We start from the raw sequence: 21,300 nt of genomic DNA, 5'->3' as shown, positions 1-21,300 counted from the left end.
TTGTGATTGAAAGAATATTTCTTGCAAAAGATTTTGAGATTTGCAGAATACTAAACGGGATGTGGCAGGTATCTGGCACACATGGGCAGATTGACACAGAGACTGCAATCAATGAGATGGTAAACTATCACAATGCGGGATTCACTACATGGGACTTGGCTGACATTTACGGGCCAGCCGAATCTTTTATCGGGGAGTTTAGCAAGAGAGTCGACTCTTCTTTTGAGGCATTGACAAAGTTTGTCCCAAACCCCGGACCAATGAGCAGCTCCATTGTGACTCACTACATCGAGCAGTCACTGCAAAAGATGAACACTGACTGCCTTGACATGGTCCAGTTTCACTGGTGGGACTATAACGACCTGAGTTACCTTGATGCAATGCACCATCTCTCAAAACTGCAGCAAGAAAACAAGATCAAACACATTGGGCTGACAAACTTTGACACTGAGCGAGTACGGAACATGGTTGAGAGCGGATTTGAGATAACATCAAACCAAGTGCAGTACTCTATTTTGGATACACGTCCTGAAAAGTTGATGGCCCCGTATTTTGAAAAGCACGGGATGAAACTGCTGACATATGGCACGTTGCTTGGGGGATTTTTCTCTGAAAAGTACCTGGGTGCAGATGAGCCAACTAGGATGGACTTGGTTACTGCAAGCCTTCAGAAATACAAGAACATGATCGATGCATGGGGAGGATGGGGCCTGTTTCAGGAACTGCTGTCAGTATTGGATGGAATTGCAAAAAAGCATCACTGCAGCATTGCAAACATTGCGACTCGCTACATACTAGACAGGCCGCAAGTAGCAGGTGTGATAATTGGCGCAAGACTTGGAATCTCACAACACAGAGAAGATAACCTCAAGACCTTTGAGCTAAACCTGGATTCAGATGATGTTTCTGCAATCAATGCAGTAACTGCAAAAGCAAATGACCTCTTTGAGATAATTGGCGACTGCGGCGATGAATACCGATAGCCTCCCGGTGGTTTTATAACGGGTGGTATGATATCGTTTATCCACATGGAAGAGCTAGAGATAAAAAAGGATTTTTCAAACATTTACACCCGAGAATTTCCTACTGCGTACCTTGAGGAGATGAAGAGACTCCAGTATCGCATACCTGACAAGACAAAGCCCCTTTATCTTGCAATTGCAGACAAGCTTTGCGAAGACCTGCAAAGGCCGATTAACATACTTGACATTGGCAGCTCTTACGGGATAAACTCTGCACTGATGAAGTATGGCCTTGAGATGTACGAGCTTGATGACTTTTTCTTGAGAAAAAACCCTCCAACAAAAGATGACACAAAAGAGTTTTTTTCAAACCTTCCAATAAACGAAAACCTGGATTTTTACCAGATAGACATCTCAGAGCCTGCACTGAAATTCTCCGAAGATGTGGGCCTGTGCAAAAAGGGAATTTGCGTAAACCTTGATTCTACAGAACTTCCAATCAAAGAAGTGCCGCCATTTGACATGGTAATAGCAACTGGCTGCATTGGCTACATTGGCCACCATGCGTTTTCCAATCTGTTTGAGATGCTAAAGAAACAGGAATCAAACTCCGAGCCGTACTTTGCATTCTCTGTACTGAGAATATTTGACATGGAAAAGATTCAGAAAAACTTTGACTATTATGGATACTCTTTGGTCAAAAGCGACATAGAGCCAATCCGCCAGAGGAGATTCTCTGATGATAAAGAAAAGCAAAACACCCTGTCTTTGCTGCACGAGCGGGGAGTTGACACTGGCCTGTACGAAGACGACGGGTACTTTTATGCCGACTTTTATGTTGCCAGCCCAAAAAAGCTTGAATCGCAGCTGATCAATGTATCGAAGAGCTTGAAAAACCACGCAATACCTTGAATCTTTATTTTGCATGATCTCTTGTTTCTAGTTTGATGGACAGGGAAACTGAAGAGAAGATACAGTCAATTATTTTGGAGACGTTTCAGGACACAGAGTCTGAGTGGGTAAGTTATTTTCAGCACAAGGCAGACCAGATGCACTTGGACAAAAAGTCGTTTTTTGTAGGAATGATGTATCCCAAGATTGTGTCGCAGCTGGAATCGCACGGCATCCACATCAGGATAAAGTCAGACTCTTGGGGGGACCATGAAAACGAGAAGATAAACTCTATGCTTGGTGAGCTGTATGAGAAGTTTGTCTAGCCTGAATTTATGAAGACCTTGGAGTTTGATGTCGTTATCATTTCGGCCATGTGAATCGGAATGTCTTGTTTTTCAGCAATCTCTTTGATTTGATCTTTGTGTGATTCTCTTAGATGATCAACAAAGTCTTTCTCTTCTATATTATTTTGTTTAAAGCTACAATCTGGAAATACACAGTTGAAGTTCACTGGGTTTTGTTTTGTTGTTGGAGTAAAAAAATCTACTTTGGAATTAAATGGGAAAAAATGGTACAGGAATTTTTTCTCCAAAATTTTATAGTTCTATAATTTTTCATTATAGTTCTATAATTTTTCATTATAGTTCTATAATTTTTTCTCCAAAATTTTATAGTTCTATAACGATTTTCTTATATTTTTCCAAAAAAATACAACTTTGTGAGAAAAGGAAGACCTGAAATTCAAAAACAAAAAGAAATTAAAAAAAATATTGTTACATTATTTACTTTAGGCTATTCACCATCATACATTATTGATAAAACCAAGTATGACAAAAAGACCGTTTACAAATACATTCATGAGGCAATAGATGGTATTTCAAATGATAAAGATGCACTAGAAAAAACAAAACTTGCAATACACCAAACTGTTCTATCTTTTGATAAATTAATTGAAATGAATTTGGATTTACTTGCCCAAACAGATAAAGCAATTAAAACTGAAAATTCAAAGTCAAAAGTTAATTGAAAGAGCATTATGGGCTCAGGGAATTAGAAAACCTCTAGAAAATGGAGAAAAAAGACATGAGTTTAAGGCAGATCATGGATTTAGAAAATATTTCAAAACAATGACAGAAAAGCACATGAAATCACTTCATGTTGAGATGTTAATGGGTCATGCCACAGGGTTAGCAGACAATTATTACAGAATATCGGAAGATGAGATGTTATCAGAATATCTTAAAGCTGTTCCTGCATTGAGTGTATATAATATCCCTCCAGAATTTGAAAATGAACAGATTGAAAATATTCGAAATGAAATGATGAGATTAAAATTTGACATAGTAGGGTTGGTTGAGATTTTAAAAGATAAAAAACTGATTACAAATGAGATAATTAAAGAAAAATTCCCCGAAATGCAAAATCATGTAAAATTGGAAGATGGTTTTGTTATTGTTAAAAATACAAAATTTGGCGATGTGAAGTTTTAGAAGAAATGGTTCACAAAGTACTCATCGATGAACAGGCTTTAGGATGGATTAAAGACAATCAATCAAAAGTTGAAGAAGATTATGAGATAATTTACAAAGTTGGAACAGAACCAGCACCAAAACAAGGAAGTGGAGATAAGACAATAGGGAGATTTTGTGAAGAAAAGTGTTGTAATCTAATTACAGGAGATTATACGGCATACTTAGACATTTTAGAAAATTCAAGAATTCATGCAATACAGATTGAGAAATATTCTGCGGATAAGGCTGAAAGGAGAATGTATTTAAGACACTGTTCAGTCTTGGGTAGATTTACCTGACTTTTTCTGACTGTTCATTTAGGGACATTTGGTGTTAACTTAGGGAGATGGAATTATTCTATAATTTGATCCCATTTGTAACGTTTATGCCCAGTCTCTTTTTCATGTGGAAAAAACTTTGAATCTAAATCTTCTTTGGTTTTTCCTCTAAATTGAAAACTACATTGTACACATATTGCTTTATACATAAAATAATAAAAAAAGAAATGGTATTTAGGATTATTCTAGTAGTTTCATCCAGCAACTATCCTTACCATTGGATAGCCAACTGAACTCACTCAGTTTTAGAATGTCATTTATCTCTCGCCAGACTGATTTGTCAATCCATCCGTTAGGAATCACCTTGATACAGTCGCCCTCATTTGAGATTGAGACTTTCTTGATTCGTTTTCCTAACTGGGTTGCAAAGTTTTTCTGTTCTGTGCTTTGTGAGATTAGTTCCCTGATTTTGTCCTCTCCCAAGTCAAGGTCAATACCTGAGGCTTGTGCAGGAGTGATGTTGTCTGGCAGTCCTGTATGTGGTCTTACAAAGTTGTGATAGACTCTATATGCCTCGCAAAACTCTTCTGCTGACTTGTCATTTCCCAGTCCACGTCTAGCCTTTAGTTTCTCTCTTATCTCGTTATGATATCTCTCAATTGGTCTGTTTTGGAATCCGTCAGAAAGTGATTTTGTCTTGATGTGGGCTGTGACCCTTGCATCAAGTTCATGTCTGATTGCCTTCTCATAGGAATGAAGGGAGTCTGTGATTACATAGTTTGGTTTTACTGATGTGGTTTTCTTTCCCTTTCTGATGATGTTTTTTGCATCAATGATTTCTCGCTTTTTTGAGACTTCTGTTGCAAGGACAAATCTAGTATGTGGATCAATTATAGTCCATAACCAGTCATAGAATCCCTTGCCATGCTTTTCAGTATTTTTGACATTTAGCATCATCTCATCTAATGACCAAACATCGCTAGTTTGTGGCATGATGGAATCAACATGTTCTCGGATTATTCCCATGTATTTTTTGAACCAGTTGTAGATTGCAGTATGACTAATCACTTGATCGTGTGTCATTTGGATATGTCTTGAAATATTTCTAAAAGACATTCCAGACATGTAGAGGTTTATTGATTCAGTAATGATTTTTGGATCAGAACTTACTTTGGAAAATCCATTTTCACCTAAGACAAACTTGTAGGAACATTGCTTGCATGCATATCTTTGTCTCTTTATTCCATTATTCACTTTTCGTAATCCATTTTTGACTATGGAAGTTGAATAGCATTTGGGGCATATCTTTGGTCTTTCTATTCTCTCAATCTTGTTTTCATCATTTATGGAATTCTGTAGTATCTGTACACTGATTATGTGCTTACAATGTTTGTCATCTTTTCGGGTTAATCTATATGTGAAGTCAGGACATTCGCATGTCCAAATATCTGCATTAGATAGTTTTCTAACAATGTATTCTCTGTTACTGGATTGTGACATAACCACATAGTTATTTTTTGTAATTTTTCTAACTGATTGAGTAGAGAAGATTTGAATTGCTTTCTCTTTTCGTAATTCTGTCATAATTACTATATAGGTAATTTAGGTAATAAACATTACTTTTACTATTCTTACTATTTATTCTAATTAGGTAATGTTTAATAGATCGACTACATAGTAATATAGGTAATTATGATGAAATCAGTAATGCCTTCACTTTCTAAAGTTGCTAGAGCATCAACAAATTCTAAATCAGTTAGGGCTACAATACCAGAAGATATTGCAGAACAATTGGAAGTAGATGTAGGTGATTTACTAGTGTGGAAAATTGAAGAACAAAAAGGGAAAAAACGAGCAATCATAGAAAAGTGGGAAAGTTAGTATGCTAACCAATCTATCCGTAAGGAAAGATCGCTGTATTTTAAAAGGGACATCTCAACATGATATTGGTAATGTATCTGTGAGTGAAGAACTAAATACAAAATATCCTGATGGACATGGATTACGCATAGGTAATTATGAATACTATCTATTAGGAAACACCACTCTAAAACAATTAAAAAAAAATAAAATCATTCCAAATAAAGATTACAAAAAATATGAAACCCGTAAACCTGATGGTTTATTGGTTGATAGGAGAAACAAAAAGAAAATCAAAACTATTTGCATATTGGAACACAAGGACGATGGTAAATTTAAGACGGAAGCAGATAAAAAAAATGCTATCGAAGAATGTAATGATGTATGTCAGATACTAAATGCTGAAATAGGCATTGCAACGGATAATAATTCTTACATCTGGTTTAACCCCAAACAAAAAAACAAAATAACCGAATATGAGGATAGAACAACCAAAGCAAAAAGAAGTTATTCCATAATCATAGATACAACAGACAAACCATTCACAAACAAATTTGCTATTAATCAAAAGACAGATGAATTAGATGTCAAAAAATTAACATCCAATACAAAACAAACTTTGGAAGATGTAGAAAAAATTAGAAATATACTTTCACCAAAAAATTCAAAAATTGTAGATGATATTCAAATAGACCCTACAAAACTAGCAAAACAAATTTGGCAAGATGTATGGTCGGTAAGTGGTGCAACGCCTGAAAAATGTCTTTATACATTCGTTGAGTTATTCATATTCAAATATCTAAGTGATCTCAATATTTTAACAGAAGATAATAGTGGAAATAAAGTTAATTTCAAAGATATTTTTGCGTTAGATCCTGCTAAAGCATTCATGAATTACACAAAAAATGTAAGACCATATCTTAAAGAAATGTTTCCACCATCCACGATTGATAACACCACAATCATAAATGGAACTGTTCTTAATCCTACAGTTCCAGAGCACAGTGACGCTTTTTACAAAATCTTAAAACGATTTAACACATTTGGAGAAATGAAGAATATCAATCCCGATTTCAAATCTAAGGTTTTTGAACAATTTATGAAAGAAAGCATTAGTAAAAAAAATTGGGGGCAATATTTCACTCCTAGAAATATTGTAGATGCAATGATAAAGATGTCAGATATTGAAAAATTAGATAAAGACTCCAAAGTTTGCGATCCAGCATGTGGAGTTGGCGGTTTTATTCTTGAACCAATGAAAACTTTGGATGACGGGGTCAATTTTTACTACAAAATAACAGGAAACAAGATCATACCTAGACTTGAGTTTTCTGGTTTCGATAAAGGTTTTGAGAAAGAAGAACAACTCACCATAATTCTAGCCAAAGCCAACATGTTGATTTTTCTGTCTGAATTATTGAAGAAAAATGATGCAATGGCAAAAGAATTCTCGAATTTATTTAACTCTACAATGAATCTCATAACAAATACTATTCTTGGAACATTGGCACAAACAGAGTATGACAAGTATGATCTGATTCTTACTAATCCACCCTATGTAACGAGTGGTAGCAGTAATTACAAAACTGCAATAAAAAATAATGCAACACTCAAAAAATTTTATAAAATTAACGCTTTAGGAGTGGAAAGCCTATTTTTGGAATGGATAATCAATAGTTTGAAGCCAGACAAAAAAGCATTTGTGATTATTCCTGATGGAATTCTCAACAGAAATGAAAGTAAGTTACGTGCATTTGTAAGAGATGAATGTATTATAGACGGAATAATTTCACTCCCGATTAATGCATTTTACACTACTCCTAAAAAGACATACATTTTATGCATAACCAAAAAACCAAACGAGTCACATGATGAAAGACACAAAAATGAACAGACAACACCTGTGTTTACTTATTTGGTCAGTGATATAGGAGAAACGTTGGATGTTAATAGGTTCCAAATTGATGAAAATGACTTAGAAACTATGGTGCCTCTTTTCAATCAATTTAAGGGTATAAGAAGTACATTCCCCACTGATGATAAAAGATGCAAAATTCAACCAATAGAGAAATTTGATCCTGAGCAACATTGGGCTGTAGATAGATGGTGGTCAAAAGATGAAAAAATTGAATTAGGCATTGAAGAAGAAGAGACTGTTTTAACTCTAGAGGAATTTGTAGAGAAAACACAAGAAGTTGCAACAAAAATCAATGAATTAACTAAAGAGTTAGGTCAATTCCAATGAAAGAAGTTTCCCTAAATGATGAATCCCTGTTCAAACTAAGTATAGGTAAACGAGTGCTTCTAAGCGAAGTCTTTCAAAGCACAGGAAAAATTCCAATTTACAGTGCTAATGTCTTTGTTCCTATGGGATACAAGGATACCTCAAATATCAAGAATTTCAATAATGATTATGTCTTATGGGGGATAGATGGAAATTTTGAATTTAATGTAAAGCATAAAGGGGAAAAATTTGGAAATACCGATCATTGTGGTGTGATTGAAATCCTTGATTCCAATATACTTCCAGAATATCTTGTACATCAACTAGAAATCAAGAAATACGAATTGGGATTTGATCGCACTTTACGTTCATCATTATCAAACATGACTGTGATTAATGTAGAAATCCCAGTTAAAGCAACTGGTGAATTTGATGAGGACGAGCAATTACGACTTGTAAAAAAATACAACTCACTAAAAAAACTGAAAGAGCAATTAAGACAACAGCGAGATGAATTTGAAAATGCACTCTTGGAAATAAATGACAATTATAAGAAAAAATCTGTCGAAGTTTCAACTCTTTTTGATTTCCCTGAAACTAACTCAGGAATGACAAAAAGATTGTGTAATGACAATAAAGGAAAAATCCCAGTTTATGGATGTTCCAAATCAGGAAGTATGGTGTTAGGACATATCAAAAAACTTCCAAACATAAAATATTATAGTGATTGTTTGACATGGAATCGAAACGGTTCCGTAGGTAAATTCTTTTTCAGAGAAGGTGTTTTCTCCACCAATGAAGATCATAGAGTATTAAAAATCAAAAAATCATTAGTTGGAAAAATTGATCCAATTTACATGAAATATGTATTGGAGAAGGAAGTAAGAAAACTGGGTTATAGTTTTACCAAAAAATTAGGAAAAATCAATTTACAAAGTGTGGTTGTAGATATCCCAATTAATAATACAGGGGATTATGATATTGATAAGCAAGAAGAAATTGCAGAGAAATATGAAAAATTGTACCAGATGAAAAGCAAGGTCGCACAAGAACTTCATAAGTTGATTGATACTGTTGTCAAACTCTGAACTTGAGTTTATCACCCTAACTTAACACCAAATGTCCCTAAATGAACAGTCAGAAAAAGTCAGGTAAATCTACCCAAGACTGAACAGTGTCGTCAAATTTGATAAAAAAACGTCTGGGAACATACTACAAGATCTAAATAATAAATTTGAACAAAGATGGAATGCATCTTCTACAATATAGACATCAAAATCTGGTTTTTGAACCGATGTTAGCACGGAAACCATCCGATTGGAACTCAGAAACAAGATAGTACTTTTTCCGGTCGAATTCAAACCTATTCAATCAAAATTGCAGGCTTGAAAGGTCTTGCATGTCTTGCCTTTCCTTTTGGATCGTAAATATCAGAATCAGTCTCTGAATGTATCGTAACATCAACTCCAAACTCTTTCTTACCGATACTTGCCAACTCTGATTTTAGGAATTCCTTTTCATCAAATGAATCAGATTCCAACTTCATCTTTTTGATGTTTTCAGACTCTGAATGCAAGTCCTTGATTACTTTTTGTACAAAGTCTGGCATCTTTTTTGCATCAGCAGTTTCAGGATTTGCAAGCAACTCTTTCATCACAACTCCCATGTTGTTTTGACCTCCAACCATAATCTCCAGTATCTTACGATAAACTTTGGATTTTGTATCATCTGAATTTACATACAGTACGATCTTCTTTGGAGTGATTTTTGTAACCTTGAGAATATTTGCAATATCTTCTATGGTGCTTTTCAGCAATTCTTCAGCTTGAATTGCAGTAGCATCAACATCATCCTTGGAATATTTTGGCCATGAACTCTTTGATACCAAATCAGAGTATCCTAGTTTTTGCCACATCTCTTCAGCTATATGTGGTGCAAATGGAGATAGCATTGCAACTCGTGCAGAGTTTATCTGATGCAAAATTCCTGAAACATCACTTCGTTCTTTAGCGCCTATTCTTTTTGTATACCAGCTCAAATCAGACTCGAATGTAAACAAAATATCATGTAATGCTTCTCGCAGTCTCATCTTTTCTACTGCTTCAGTGACTTGACTGATCATACTCTGAGTTTTGGAGAGAATCCACCTGTCTTCAGCCTCCAAATTGCCAATATCTGATGCTTGATGCTTGCCGCATTCTTCTAGCATTGATTCTAATTTACTCTGTATTCCTGAAACTGACTCCATGTTAAAGTCAGCATCTTGTAACAGCTCAGCTGATGAAATTATTGCCAATCTGATTGGGTCTGCACCGTGATCTCTAATTGCAGTTCTCAATGGAATGATATTTCCCATACTCTTTGACATTTTTGCACCATCCATCATTACTGAACCGTTGACAACAATTTCTTGTGGCCAGTGTTTCTTTGGAAATATTGCAACATGATTTAGTACAAAAAATGACAAGTGGTTCTGTACCAAGTCTCGACCCGAGTGTCTTGAATCAACTGGATAAAAATACTGGAACTCTTTTTTGAGCACATTGATTGTGTCTTCAGAAAGTTTGGAAGTACTTGCAGCTAGTGACACATCACCCTTGTCTAGCAAAACATAATCAAACAATTCCTTTGTTAAATTCTCAGGAGTAACGGTTCCATCATTTACAAATCGTGAAATGGTATAGTATGCCATGTAAATCACAGAGTCAGACAGACTCTCTACAATCCAGTCATTGTCCCATGGAAGTTTTGTCCCCAAACCCTGCTGTCTTGCACATGCTCTTTCATGCAGCCAGTCAATTACCTCTACAAACTCTGTCTTGATGTTGTTTGGTAGAATGTTCATCTCATCAAAGCAGTTACGAGCTAGTTTCTTCCATTCCTCATCTCCATAATTCAAAAACCACTGGTTGTTCAGTACCTTGACAACACATTCAGCTCCACAACGACATCTTACAGGAGCATTCTCTAAAACTGGGAATTTTTCCAAGTAATTGTTTTCTTGTAGCCATGCTCTAATCTTGTCTCGTCCAAACTGGACCTTTTCGTTGTTGAACTGTCCGCACTTGTCATTGAGCTTTCCATCAGTAAACTCTTTGAGGTACAGCTCCTTTGTTGCCTCTTCTAGCTTTTCATCAGATTGGTCTGATACTCCCATCTTTTCGCAAATGTCTTTTGCAGGAATGGTGCCATACCCTTCAGTTACTATGATTGGAATAGGCTCGATTTTTGAGGCTAATTCGTGCCCTTTTGCCTTCAAATCCATCAGTGCCTGGTAGTCCTTTGGGGCATGCGCAGGAACTGACATTACAAGGCCCGTGCCCATGCCAGGCTCTACAAAGTCAGCTGGCAAAATTGGGATATCTCGTCCGTCATGATTCTTTGCATATTTCCCAATAACATCACTTCCTGGAATCTCGCCAATTACCTTGACTTGCTTTTCAAAGAATTCAATTTTCTTTGCACACTCTTCTGAAACTATCCATGTCTCACCATCCACTGTAACTTTTTTGTATACAGTATTTGGGTTGACCCAGAGATTTGTAATTCCAAATATTGTCTCAGGTCGAAGAGTCGTAATTGGAAAAATATAATCGTCTAGCTTGAATTTTATCAAAAAGTTCTTGTCATCAATCTTTGGCTCAACATCGCCCATTGTGTCATGCTGTGATACTGGGTTTTGATCAACTGGACACCACCCGACTGGATGAGAACCCTGAATGATTCTGCCTTTTTCTTTGAGTGTCGTGATTTGCCACTCGATAAATTTCTGATAGCCTGGAACTATTGTTGTGAATTCCCGTCTCCAGTCAATGGAGTATCCCATCTCGATCATTCCAGACTTTATCTCTTCATGAAAATAGTCTGCAATCTTTACAGGTTCTACAAATGACTTTATCGCATCTTCAGGAACATGGTAGATGTTTCTTAATCCATCAAGGATCTCTTTTTCTCCAGCTTCGATTCTTTTTGCCATTCCAAGTACAGGTGTTCCCGTATAATGAAATCCCATTGGAAACAAGACGTTGTATCCTTTCATTCGATAGAATCTTGCATGAACATCAGCTAGTGTGTATGTTCTTCCGTGTCCGATGTGCTGCGGTGAGTTTGGATACGGATATGCAACTGTGATAAACTTTTTTGGCATATCGTTTGGATTTGTCTCAAAATCCTTGCTTTCTTGCCATTTGGCTCTCCACTTTGTCTCTATCTCGTTCCAGTTTATTGCCATCGTATCATCCTAAAATCATTGATTTTGCTTTGGCTATTGCCTGGTCTTTTTTAGATGTGTCTTTTCCTCCGCCCTGTGCAAACTTGGCATCCCCGCCACCAGAGCCGCCCAAAATACCGGCAATCTCCTTGGCAATTGAGCCTGCATTTACGCCTGATTCTGCGCCTGCATACACCATGACACGCACAGTCGGACCTGACTCAAATATTCCACATACTGCAGCCTTTGCATCCTGTGCAACTAGTTTCTTGCCAAAGTTAAGATGGAAATACTCATCATAATTTTCACTTGCAGTAAAGCACAACTTGTCTTTGACAGTTACATCTTCAATTTCGCCAGATTCACCTGCCAGAACTTTTTCTAGAATTTTTGGAATCTTTTCTCTTGCCTTTTGCTTGTTTTCTTCTCTTTGCTTTTCAAGCTCTGCTTTTGCAGCTTCTTCGGCTGCCTTTCTTTTTTCTTCTTGTTCTTGTAGTTTGACATACTCAAATGCGTTAGGTCCTGAAACATATTCCAGTCTTACAACGCCGTCTTGGATTCTCTTTGTCTTTGTAATTTTGATTAGCTCAATGTCGCCTGTCTTCTTTACATGCGTTCCACCACAAGCCTCAATGTCCCTGTCTGCAATTGACACGATCCTTACAGACTTTACTGGAACAACACCTCCCTGGTAAATTCTAAATCCGTACTTTTGCTCTGCAGTTCCCCTGTCAAAATATTCAATGTTTACTGGAAGGTTCTCTTTTACCAAATCATTTGCAGCTTTTTCAATTTGTTTTACTTGCTCATCAGTTAGTGAAGAGTGGTGTGTGATGTCCAGTCTTGCATGATCGTCTTCTTTGAATGCCGAGTGCTGCCAAATCCATGACCCCAAGACCTTGCGCGATGATGCATTAATGATGTGAGTGCTTGTGTGATTCTTTGTAATGTTGTTACGTCTTGTCTCATCTACTTTGCACAGTACAGTTTCTCCCTCCTTTGGAGTTCCGCCTTGTAACTTGTGAACTATAATGTCAGCATGCTTGTCTACATCTACAACTTCAAATCCTGCAATGCTTCCGTGGTCTGGCTCTTGCCCACCACCTCTTGCATAAAACGAAGTCCTGTCTAGTACGACATAGTCATCAAAGACTCGCAAGACTTTGGCATCAAACTCCATTGGATCATGTTTGTAAAATAGTGTCTCGGTTTCAGGCAGTCCGTCAAGTGGCAGCTCTGCAATTGCCTTTTTCTTTTCAGACTTGTGCAGGTCAGAGAGCTTGGAGTAAAATGATGATGGGATTTCGTCAATTGCGTTTACTTCCTTGAGGTATTCAGGCGTGATTCCGTCTGATTCGTACAATGTAATTAGCTCATCAACTGTAGGGACTCCCTTTTCTCGGATCTTGTCTGCCTTTTTCTTCATGTGAACCTTTGATTCCTCATATCTTGCTGATTCCAGTCTTAGTATTGCCTTGACGTCTTCTCTTTTCTCATCAAGTTCTGGATACGTATCCTTGAGATAATCAATGTGAGTATCAATCAAGTCATCAATGTCAAGTTTCAGATTCAGTCTAGCTATTGTTCCGTTGATTCGGCGCAGCATCATTCTAAGATTGTATCCGCCACCAACGTTTGATGGCAGTGCGCCGTCTGTAATTGCAAAGATTAGAGTCCTCAAATGATCTGCAATCAGATAAATCCCTTCAAGTGGTGTGATCATTTTGCTTAGGTTGTCTTCAGTAATTCCTGCTGCCTTTATTGCATGACGTCTGACATCGTTTAGATCATCAAAACTATCAATTGCCTTTGCAATCTCTGTAAAGTATTTTTTCAATATTTCTGAATCTGAATCAATTCCAATTGTGTTGAATAATTTTTCATTTATTGGACCAAAGCAACAGTCATACGCAGTTGGCGTTCCCATGGTAATCCATGCAAATCTCTCAAGGCCTGCACCCATGTCGATGATTCTCTGATCAAGTGTGGTGTGCTTTCCAAGTTCTCCTTGAAACTCTGTAAAGACTGCATTTCCTAATTCTAATCCTCTGACAAAATATTCTAGTGATGGACCAAATGAACCACCACCTGCCCAAACATCTTCAACAAAGACAACCTCGTCTTTGTTTATTCCAAACTGGTCAGTCAATAACCTGTAATCCAAATCAACACACTCGTCTTTCCAGTATCCGCTATTCTCTGGAATGCTGTGCTGTCCTATCATGCAAAAGCTAGAAAAGTGCCTGCCAGTAACTCCGACGTTTTCCAGGTCCTTGAATCTCAGACAGGTCTGCGGAACAACTAACGGGTTTGCAGGAAACTCAAAGACTACCTTTGAGCCCATGATTCTCTGAAAGTCCACAACTGATGCAATTGTAAAAAACAAGTCATCACGCCATCTGCACACAACAGGATACCTGCTCACAGACGTGTGGCCGTTTTTTACAAAAAACGACTCTACTTCTTTCCATGACTGGGTATAGTCAAATCTCTTTTTTGTTGGAGGATCGCCGATGAATGAATAAGTGTCATCTGCATCATCAGGACACAATGTCCTTCCAGAGTTTAGTGTCCAAAAGAATCTGCCACACTTTTGGCATGACTTGCGCTCAAATCCTTGCTCAGAAAATAGTTTGACATTGTAATATCTCTCAGGATCTGATGAAAACTCCTTTAGGATCTCTCTTTTGTCCAACGAAGAGCCTGCCTTGTACCGATATTAAGAATTGTCGATTTTTGGGAATTGCATTTAGGAATTTGTTGCAATTATTCCTCTTGTTGCAAGATTTGAAAATGCGTTTAGCAATTCTTGCTCTGATACTAGTTTCTGGTTGTACCATTTTATGATGTTTTGAATCCATGCAGGACCATTCTCAGTGTCATAGTATGGTGTTATTTTGAGAATCTTGTCATCTCCAAGCTTTGGGTTGCCTCGTCCGTCCTGGTTGCTAGTCATTATGTACAGTCCATCTGGACCGTTTACTGCATCGCGCAGTCTGCCAAACTCTCCGGGAAATAATTTCTCATGATGTATCACGTTATAGTTTTCATCAAACTCTATTTGGTGCAGGTGCTCCCCTCGAAGCGTTGCTGCAAAAAACTTTCCATTCCAGTGTATGATGTTGCCGTAGTAAAATGCAGCACCTGATGGGGCCCATGTGTCATCGCCTGAATGAATTGCAGGACTTGTTGCACCTTCCAATGTTTCATCTCCTATTACATCAGGCCACCCGTAGTTTGCACCAGAATGTATTATGTTGATTTCATCATGTGCTACTCCACGCCACCCTGATGGCCCATGCTCTGTTGCAACCAACACCCCTGATCTGTCCCAGTCAATTCCCTGTGGGTTGCGATGCCCCATAGAATAAACTGCATTTCCAAATGGATTGTCCTCTGGAATCATACCGTCTGGATTTATTCGAAGAATTTTTCCTGCAACTGAATCTGAATCTTGTGACAAGTCTGGCAGTGTTGCATCACCTGTTGTAATGTACAACTTGCCATCTGGTCCAAACTTTATCCTGCCACCGTCATGGTATGGTGCCCCTGGGATTTCATCGATGAGTACCTTGTCTTCAACCAGTGTGTCATTCCATTCCACATATCTGACAAGCTTGTTTTTTGTTGAGAGAAAATCATTGTATGTGTAATAGATGTAGATGTAGTGGTTTTGCTCAAAGTCAGGATCCAGTGCAACTCCGAGCATCCCTCCTTCTCCTCCGCCAACATCAAGTGACATTACCTGCTTTATGATGCCGTCCTCAATTACGTTGAGTTGGCCTGTTCTTTCTGAAAAAAATATCCTGCCATCTGCTGCAAAATCAATACTCCATGGAACTGAAAGATTCTCAGCTACTGTCTTGACATTTACTCCGTATTCTGGATATGGCACTGCATATGCACTTGATACTCCAAGTGATATTATGATAGAAAGTATGATTGCAATCTTCATTTCTTGTATGTGGTCTGTTTCGTAAAGTAATAAATAAAATCAAATGACAGTTTATGGATGGTCACAACGCCACTTGGCAAAAAACCGCTAATTGGAATTGCAGCTGCTGCAATCATATCAATTGCCGTCTTGCTTGCATTTTCATCAAATGATGCAACTCCTTTAGCTCAGACAGATGAAAATCCTATAGTGGCAGAAGTAAATGGCCAGAAAATTCTCCTTGATGAGGTTGCCGAATCAATCAGGTTGGCAAGCATGCAAGGACAGCAACTAAACAACTCTACTGCACTTGATCAGATAATTACAAAGACACTGCTGCTAGAAGAGGCACAAGAACGTGGAATTACAGTTGCCCTAGATGATGCAGCAGCAAAACTAGAGGAGAATTATTTGCAAAACGGACTAACAAAACAACAGTTTGAGCAGAGACTTGACCAGCTTGGCTCTACATATGATGACACGCTAGAGATGTACAGAGAGCAGATGGTAATCAACCAGATGCTAATCGATGAAATCTCTGATGTTGAAATTCAGATTAGTGAACGAGAAGCAATGTCTTTCTTTAATGAAAACATTGATACCATCAAATCTCAAATTGGCGAAAACACTGTCTATGAGGATGTGTCTTCGCAACTAAAAGAAACTCTAAGACTGCAAAAACAGCGACAGATGGTATCAGATTTGGTATCTGAGCTAAGAGATGATGCAACCATTCTAACATTTGAAGATAGAATGTAGGGTTTTTGCAAAGTTTTGTTATAATGACAAGTTTGATGATTTGGAAGCTGTATTGTCTTCTTTGATAGCAATAAATACAATGTATATGCCACTCTATCCATGTTTGGAAAGAAACCCCAGCCAAAAGAAGGCGTTCATGTGTTTTCTACAAGAAAAAATGGGGAATACAATGATTTTATCTTTGGAATTATCACTGGCGTTGACGGACGAAAGGTTGGAATCAATGGCGTAATTGTAAATCCTGTTGGTCTGAAAAACAAGATTGCTCAGGGAAAAGCAGGAGAGCGCTCACATGAGATACTTGAGAATCCAACACCTGACAACATTGTACTTGCACTAGTGTATAGAGTAGAGCATGACAACTTTGCAGATGTACTGGATCTGGACAAAGACAAGTGTGACTTGCTTCCACCAAAAATCTACAACATGCTAGATGGATGGATTCGAGAATCATTGCCTGAACTAATCAACAACGTGTTGTCATTGCCACCAGGCGCAGAGCGCGATGAGGCAAAACGAATCCTAAAACACAAAATGGATACGCTAGTTGACAAGAATCTCAAAAGAAGACTGTACTCTGTTTGCCGCAGTCTGAAAATTCTGAACTGATTTCAGGCGTGGATTCGCCATAGTTTTATATTATGCCCTAAGAAATTCTCGATACAATGGAATATGTTTATGCTGCTTTACTTCTTCACAAGCTACAAAAAGACGTCAATGAAGAAAACATCAGCTCAGTTGTAAAAGCATCTGGCGCTGAGGTCAATGACGCTCAAGTAAAAGCACTAGTAGCCGCTTTAGCCGATGTAAACATCGAGGATGCTATCAAGGCTGCACCAGTTGCAGTAGCCGCAGCAGCACCAGCAGCAGGAGGCGCAGATGCCGCAGCCGGTGGTGAAGCAAAGAAAGAAGAAGCACCTAAAGAAGAAGGCAAGACCGAAGAAGCAGCCATGGAAGGATTATCTTCTCTATTTGGCTAGTCAACTTTTCTTTTTTCAATATAATTTTGATCTTTATTTTCATCAATGTTAATTAGCAATCTTGTTGTTGTTTTGTTATCTTGGTAGATTTTTCCTTTGAGATTGACGGATTTATTAGCATACTTGACTATTTGGGAACAGTTGCGTTTGCAGTAACTGGAGCATCAAAAGCAATTGCACACAATGCTGACATCTTTGGAATTATTGTTTTGGCATCAGTAGTTGGAGTAGCTGGCGGAATAACGCGCGATGTTGTGTTTGGAAGATTCCCTACAGCATTTTCTGATCCTATCTACATCTCTCTGACCGTTTCAGCTGGTGTGGTGATGTTCTTTTTGTATTCCAAGCTAAAAAAACAGATGGGAACATGGCTTGTCTTTGATGCTGTAGGTCTTGGTGTGTTCTCAATTATTGGCGCATCAATTGCATACCAGATAGTTGGATTGAACTTTCTTCCGATGCTGTTTGCAGGAGTGTTGACTGCAATTGGCGGTGGAATATTGCGTGACGTGTTTGTTCGGGAAATACCAATTGTATTTGTCAAAGAAGTGTATGCAGTTGCAAGTGTTGTAGGAATTGTTGTGTTTTATGCAATACTGTCCTCCGGTGTAGACCCTCAAATTTCTTCTGTGATTGGAATTGCAGTGGTTACTGGAATCAGACTGTTGGCAATGAAGTTCAACTGGAATCTTCCAAAGGTTAGAGAGTCTTGATTTTATTCTAGTTTTAGATTTTGGCCTTTTGAGTTTGTTGTAGGCATTCTTGATTCAGAACTCTTGTCGCATTCGCATACTGCGTAAAACTGCACTGACTCAAAGAATCCATCTCCTGCCTTTGTGTTGCTTCCCTTAAAGTGACTCAAAGTTGGACCACCTGTACCTGAGCTTGAAAAATCTACGACCTTTCCATCAAATGTTGCTGAATGTGAGTAATTGTAATCCTGAAAATTGATGGTATTTCCGCTAATGGAGTTGATATCAACCCAGTGGCCATATGATGGAATGTCATAGATTAGCATCTTGATATTACAAACATCGCTCCATGCCTCTAGGTTTGCAGGAGTGGTGTCTTCGATTTCAGCTGCGCAATAGTTTTTCCTATCTCCTGTGATTACCCTGTCTCCAAAGTTCTTGTTTACGTTATCGACAAACTTTCCTCCTCTCTCACCAAATGTGTTAGAGTGGTCAAGGTTGTCACCTAGCCTGTCCCATTGTGCCTTGCTTGTTCTAATGTCATGTGATAATGCACCTGGAAATGTTGTCTCCATGGAGTGGACAAATGCACTGATTCCACAATAGTTGTCGTTATGTCTTGCACCGTCTGGGGGTGCTGGGCCGCTAGTTGTGCTACCTGCTGGTGGCAACATACATTCTGAGAAAAACAACTGCTCGTCTTTTAGATAGTCCATAAATGACATTTCTGAATCAAAATCAAACTCTTCTGATGCAAAATCTACAAACGAATCATAGTTGAATCCTTCTGGCACTTCAAACAAGTAATCTCCTGTATCCCATGATATGATTGGAGAGTCAATTACTGTCATTGCAAGTTCTGGATCTTCTCTGATGCCGCTGTACTGTATTGCTGTCTCAAAAGTTGTCTGGTACGAGTTTTCATTTGTAAATGATACAAAGAACAATTCATGGTATGGTGGCAAAAAGAATCCATTATGATCATCTGCTGCAAAAATTTCCACTGACTGGGAAATGTCATTTCCATTCTCATCAAAAATTCCCACTGACACAAATGGATCAGATACAAAGAGGCTTGTCATGTATGGTGTAGGTAACCAGTACTTTGATGTCTGTCCTGGTCTTAATGTAATGTCTGCCTCTAGCAGTCTTGCAACATTGTCTGGATAACTGGTAACTTCTGCGGTGTCTTCAGATGTTTTGACATCAAAGGAACCATCCAGATTCTCAATCATATGATGTGTGTTTAAAATAGAATAATCAAACAACTCTTCAATTAATGTTGGAACCTTGATCTTTGTAATTGTCTGATGTGGATCTGATGATTCTATTATTATTTTGATGTCCTCGTACTTGACGCCGACATTTCGGTCGTCTATTTCAGTATCTGGATTGTATGTTGGATTCCAGATAAAGTCAGGATGGGTTCTGGGATTCTCATCTATTGCCTGCATTGAAAATAAGTTTACAGCCTCTGTTGCCTTGCGAATTGCATTGTCAGCTGCCTGTTTGATCTTTCCTACTGCTTCCTGATATTCTGATTCTGTGTTGACTGAATCTATAGACTCTGATTCAAACTCTACTGGCATGTCTGCTGATTGCATGTAGGCATCATTTGCAGCCTCGGCAATATTGCTAATCTTGTTGTAGTTTTGGACTGCAGCTGCTGCCTCATCAGCTGCCTTTGCAGCTTTTTCTTTTGCCTCTAGTGCGCCTGAGAGGTATTGAGGCTCTTTTGTAGAGTCATACAATGAGAATAATTCATCAGATTTTTCTTTGTATATTTTTGACTCTCCGTCTTTGATCTTAAACAAAAGCGATGATGCAAGCTTGTTCCACTCTTGTGCTTCATTGATTGCAGAAATGGTTCCGCGTTTTAAAACGATATCAGTATACTTTGGAATGCCTGGCATCTTTCTTACTGTAATGTCTTCATCTCCATCACGGTACTCGATATCCTGCTCTTCAATTTCCAATCCTGAAATCTCTGAAAATGATGGAGTTTTGATGATTCCTTCACTGACTAGAAAACCAAGTGATGTTGCAATCTCTGTATCTGAAACATTTCCATCACTCCAGTATCCAAATACTGTTTTGATGTACTCTGGGATCTTTTTTGCAGGTTGCACAAACGTGCCGCCTTTCTCCATTCCTCCTTCATGTTCTATTCCTGGGTGCTTTTTTGTAAACTCCTCAAGTGAGATTACATTTTGTTTGATTAGTGTCTCAAGTGCATTTACAATTTCATCATCTGAGATTATTCCGTCTTTCCACCACTTTGCATTGTTTTTGAACCAATCAGGAATCAACATTGCAGTTTTTGGTTGAACTGCTGTATCACACTGGCCTGTGTTTTCAACTTCGTTTCTTAGAATCTTCATCTTTACTCCGATTGTTTCATCCTCATCTAGTTTCAGAACAACTTCTGCATCATAGTACCATCCTTCAGCTGAGCTTCCGCGAAGATTTCTTGTGTCAAATCCAATCCATTCGTCTTCTGACTCTTCAAACTCTTGCTCTGCCTCCAGTGGTCCTGTGGAAATGTCTCCGTTCTGGATTACTCTTTTCATGATTCTATCAGTGTCAAGAGTATTTTCCTGATCAGACTCTGCGCCCCATGCATACACTCTCAAGTCTCCTAGAGGCGTACACTCATCATGATCCATTATTGTTAGATCAAGTGGAATGATTCCACCATCATCCAAATCAAGATCATTTCTGGCATATGTGCCCGAACCTGTTGCATCCTCATGTCCTGATAATTGAGCACGCCATCCTAGGACTAGGTCCGCACCGCTTGTCCAGTCTTCTAGATAGTCTGCATCAGAATTGAATTCTATTCTCTCTACAATTACTGTAATGTGGTATGGCTCCCCGCTTGGAGGCGTATCCCAATGGGCATACACGTCTGAAAATGAGCTGATAGAGAACAACCCAGAGAATGCAAATAATATCACAAAGAAACTAAATCTGCGTTTCACAAATACCAAAAAAAC

19 protein-coding genes are annotated in these 21,300 nt (G+C 38.2%); 13 read left to right on the top strand and 6 right to left on the bottom strand.

What is annotated here, in order from left to right; translation table 11 throughout:
• Positions 1-2: 2 nt before the first annotated feature.
• From NsoK4_RS06925 to NsoK4_RS06915, 3 genes are read left to right on the top strand one after another with little or no spacing between them, the layout of a single operon-like run.
• The gene (locus NsoK4_RS06925) at positions 3-983 is read left to right on the top strand and encodes an aldo/keto reductase (RefSeq protein ID WP_249111034.1); all 981 of its coding nucleotides are present in this window, start codon (positions 3-5) and stop codon (positions 981-983) included.
• Between the two features lie 45 nt (positions 984-1,028).
• A complete protein-coding gene (locus NsoK4_RS06920; protein ID WP_211686455.1) occupies positions 1,029-1,874 on the top strand; it encodes a class I SAM-dependent methyltransferase in 846 nt (281 codons plus the stop codon).
• Positions 1,875-1,909: 35 nt separating this feature from the next.
• On the top strand, positions 1,910-2,179 hold the full coding sequence (locus NsoK4_RS06915; protein WP_211686453.1) for a hypothetical protein: 270 nt from the start codon (positions 1,910-1,912) through the stop codon (positions 2,177-2,179).
• Here NsoK4_RS06915 and NsoK4_RS06910 read toward each other — a convergent pair.
• The gene (locus tag NsoK4_RS06910) at positions 2,176-2,367 is read right to left on the bottom strand and encodes a hypothetical protein (protein WP_211686451.1); all 192 of its coding nucleotides are present in this window, start codon (positions 2,365-2,367) and stop codon (positions 2,176-2,178) included. The two genes, NsoK4_RS06915 and NsoK4_RS06910, sit on opposite strands and share 4 nt — an antisense overlap.
• A gap of 207 nt (positions 2,368-2,574) precedes the next feature.
• Here NsoK4_RS06910 and NsoK4_RS06905 point away from each other — a divergent pair, with 207 nt between their 5' ends.
• From NsoK4_RS06905 to NsoK4_RS06895, 3 genes are read left to right on the top strand one after another with little or no spacing between them, the layout of a single operon-like run.
• Positions 2,575-2,883 carry a hypothetical protein gene (locus NsoK4_RS06905; protein WP_211686449.1) on the top strand — a complete coding sequence of 103 codons (309 nt, stop codon included), beginning with the start codon at positions 2,575-2,577 and terminating at the stop codon, positions 2,881-2,883.
• The gene (locus NsoK4_RS06900) at positions 2,828-3,346 is read left to right on the top strand and encodes a hypothetical protein (protein WP_211686447.1); all 519 of its coding nucleotides are present in this window, start codon (positions 2,828-2,830) and stop codon (positions 3,344-3,346) included. Before NsoK4_RS06905 ends, NsoK4_RS06900 begins: the two co-directional genes overlap by 56 nt.
• 5 nt (positions 3,347-3,351) lie before the next feature.
• Positions 3,352-3,666, top strand: coding sequence for a hypothetical protein (locus tag NsoK4_RS06895; protein ID WP_211686445.1), 315 nt, complete (start codon positions 3,352-3,354; stop codon positions 3,664-3,666).
• Positions 3,667-3,885: 219 nt separating this feature from the next.
• Here NsoK4_RS06895 and NsoK4_RS06890 read toward each other — a convergent pair whose 3' ends face one another.
• Positions 3,886-5,229 (bottom strand): DDE-type integrase/transposase/recombinase, encoded by a 1,344-nt coding sequence (locus NsoK4_RS06890; protein ID WP_211686443.1) that lies wholly within the window; start codon positions 5,227-5,229, stop codon positions 3,886-3,888.
• Between the two features lie 108 nt (positions 5,230-5,337).
• Here NsoK4_RS06890 and NsoK4_RS06885 point away from each other — a divergent pair, with 108 nt between their 5' ends.
• The 3 genes from NsoK4_RS06885 to NsoK4_RS06875 all read left to right on the top strand — a co-directional run bounded on the left by NsoK4_RS06885 (position 5,338) and on the right by NsoK4_RS06875 (position 8,817).
• On the top strand, positions 5,338-5,526 hold the full coding sequence (locus NsoK4_RS06885) for a hypothetical protein (RefSeq protein WP_211686436.1): 189 nt from the start codon (positions 5,338-5,340) through the stop codon (positions 5,524-5,526).
• A 79-nt stretch (positions 5,527-5,605) separates the two neighbouring features.
• Complete coding sequence (locus NsoK4_RS06880; protein WP_211686434.1) at positions 5,606-7,750, top strand: class I SAM-dependent DNA methyltransferase; 2,145 nt, start codon at positions 5,606-5,608, stop codon at positions 7,748-7,750.
• Positions 7,747-8,817: a restriction endonuclease subunit S gene (locus NsoK4_RS06875; protein ID WP_211686432.1), complete on the top strand. Its 1,071-nt coding sequence runs from the start codon at positions 7,747-7,749 to the stop codon at positions 8,815-8,817. Before NsoK4_RS06880 ends, NsoK4_RS06875 begins: the two co-directional genes overlap by 4 nt.
• 275 nt (positions 8,818-9,092) lie before the next feature.
• On the opposite strand, the gene leuS is transcribed toward NsoK4_RS06875, so the two are convergent.
• Genes leuS through NsoK4_RS06860 form a run of 3 tightly spaced genes read right to left on the bottom strand, consistent with a single transcriptional unit; the run spans position 9,093 to position 15,894 of the window.
• Positions 9,093-11,960 (bottom strand): leucine--tRNA ligase, encoded by a 2,868-nt coding sequence (gene leuS / locus NsoK4_RS06870; protein ID WP_211686430.1) that lies wholly within the window; start codon positions 11,958-11,960, stop codon positions 9,093-9,095.
• A 4-nt stretch (positions 11,961-11,964) separates the two neighbouring features.
• Positions 11,965-14,634 (bottom strand): alanine--tRNA ligase, encoded by a 2,670-nt coding sequence (gene alaS, locus NsoK4_RS06865; protein WP_211686428.1) that lies wholly within the window; start codon positions 14,632-14,634, stop codon positions 11,965-11,967.
• Between the two features lie 54 nt (positions 14,635-14,688).
• Positions 14,689-15,894 carry a PQQ-dependent sugar dehydrogenase gene (locus NsoK4_RS06860; RefSeq protein ID WP_211686426.1) on the bottom strand — a complete coding sequence of 402 codons (1,206 nt, stop codon included), beginning with the start codon at positions 15,892-15,894 and terminating at the stop codon, positions 14,689-14,691.
• A 57-nt stretch (positions 15,895-15,951) separates the two neighbouring features.
• Here NsoK4_RS06860 and NsoK4_RS06855 point away from each other — a divergent pair, with 57 nt between their 5' ends.
• The 4 genes from NsoK4_RS06855 to NsoK4_RS06840 all read left to right on the top strand — a co-directional run bounded on the left by NsoK4_RS06855 (position 15,952) and on the right by NsoK4_RS06840 (position 18,325).
• Positions 15,952-16,632, top strand: a complete 681-nt coding sequence (locus NsoK4_RS06855) for a SurA N-terminal domain-containing protein (protein WP_211686424.1) — start codon at positions 15,952-15,954, stop codon at positions 16,630-16,632.
• Positions 16,633-16,731: 99 nt separating this feature from the next.
• Positions 16,732-17,241: a hypothetical protein gene (locus tag NsoK4_RS06850; protein ID WP_211686421.1), complete on the top strand. Its 510-nt coding sequence runs from the start codon at positions 16,732-16,734 to the stop codon at positions 17,239-17,241.
• A 56-nt stretch (positions 17,242-17,297) separates the two neighbouring features.
• Positions 17,298-17,612: a 50S ribosomal protein P1 gene (gene rpl12p, locus NsoK4_RS06845; RefSeq protein WP_211686420.1), complete on the top strand. Its 315-nt coding sequence runs from the start codon at positions 17,298-17,300 to the stop codon at positions 17,610-17,612.
• 80 nt (positions 17,613-17,692) lie between these two features.
• The gene (locus tag NsoK4_RS06840; protein WP_211686418.1) at positions 17,693-18,325 is read left to right on the top strand and encodes a trimeric intracellular cation channel family protein; all 633 of its coding nucleotides are present in this window, start codon (positions 17,693-17,695) and stop codon (positions 18,323-18,325) included.
• A gap of 2 nt (positions 18,326-18,327) precedes the next feature.
• Here NsoK4_RS06840 and NsoK4_RS06835 read toward each other — a convergent pair whose 3' ends face one another.
• Positions 18,328-21,285, bottom strand: coding sequence for a phage tail protein (locus tag NsoK4_RS06835; RefSeq protein ID WP_211686415.1), 2,958 nt, complete (start codon positions 21,283-21,285; stop codon positions 18,328-18,330).
• Positions 21,286-21,300: the final 15 nt, after the last annotated feature.

The organism is Nitrosopumilus sp. K4, from assembly GCF_018128925.1.
Classification (GTDB): Archaea; Thermoproteota; Nitrososphaeria; order Nitrososphaerales; family Nitrosopumilaceae; genus HKST03.
Note: the sequence above shows the minus strand (reverse complement) of the source record. Positions and strands in the feature narration are given on the sequence as shown.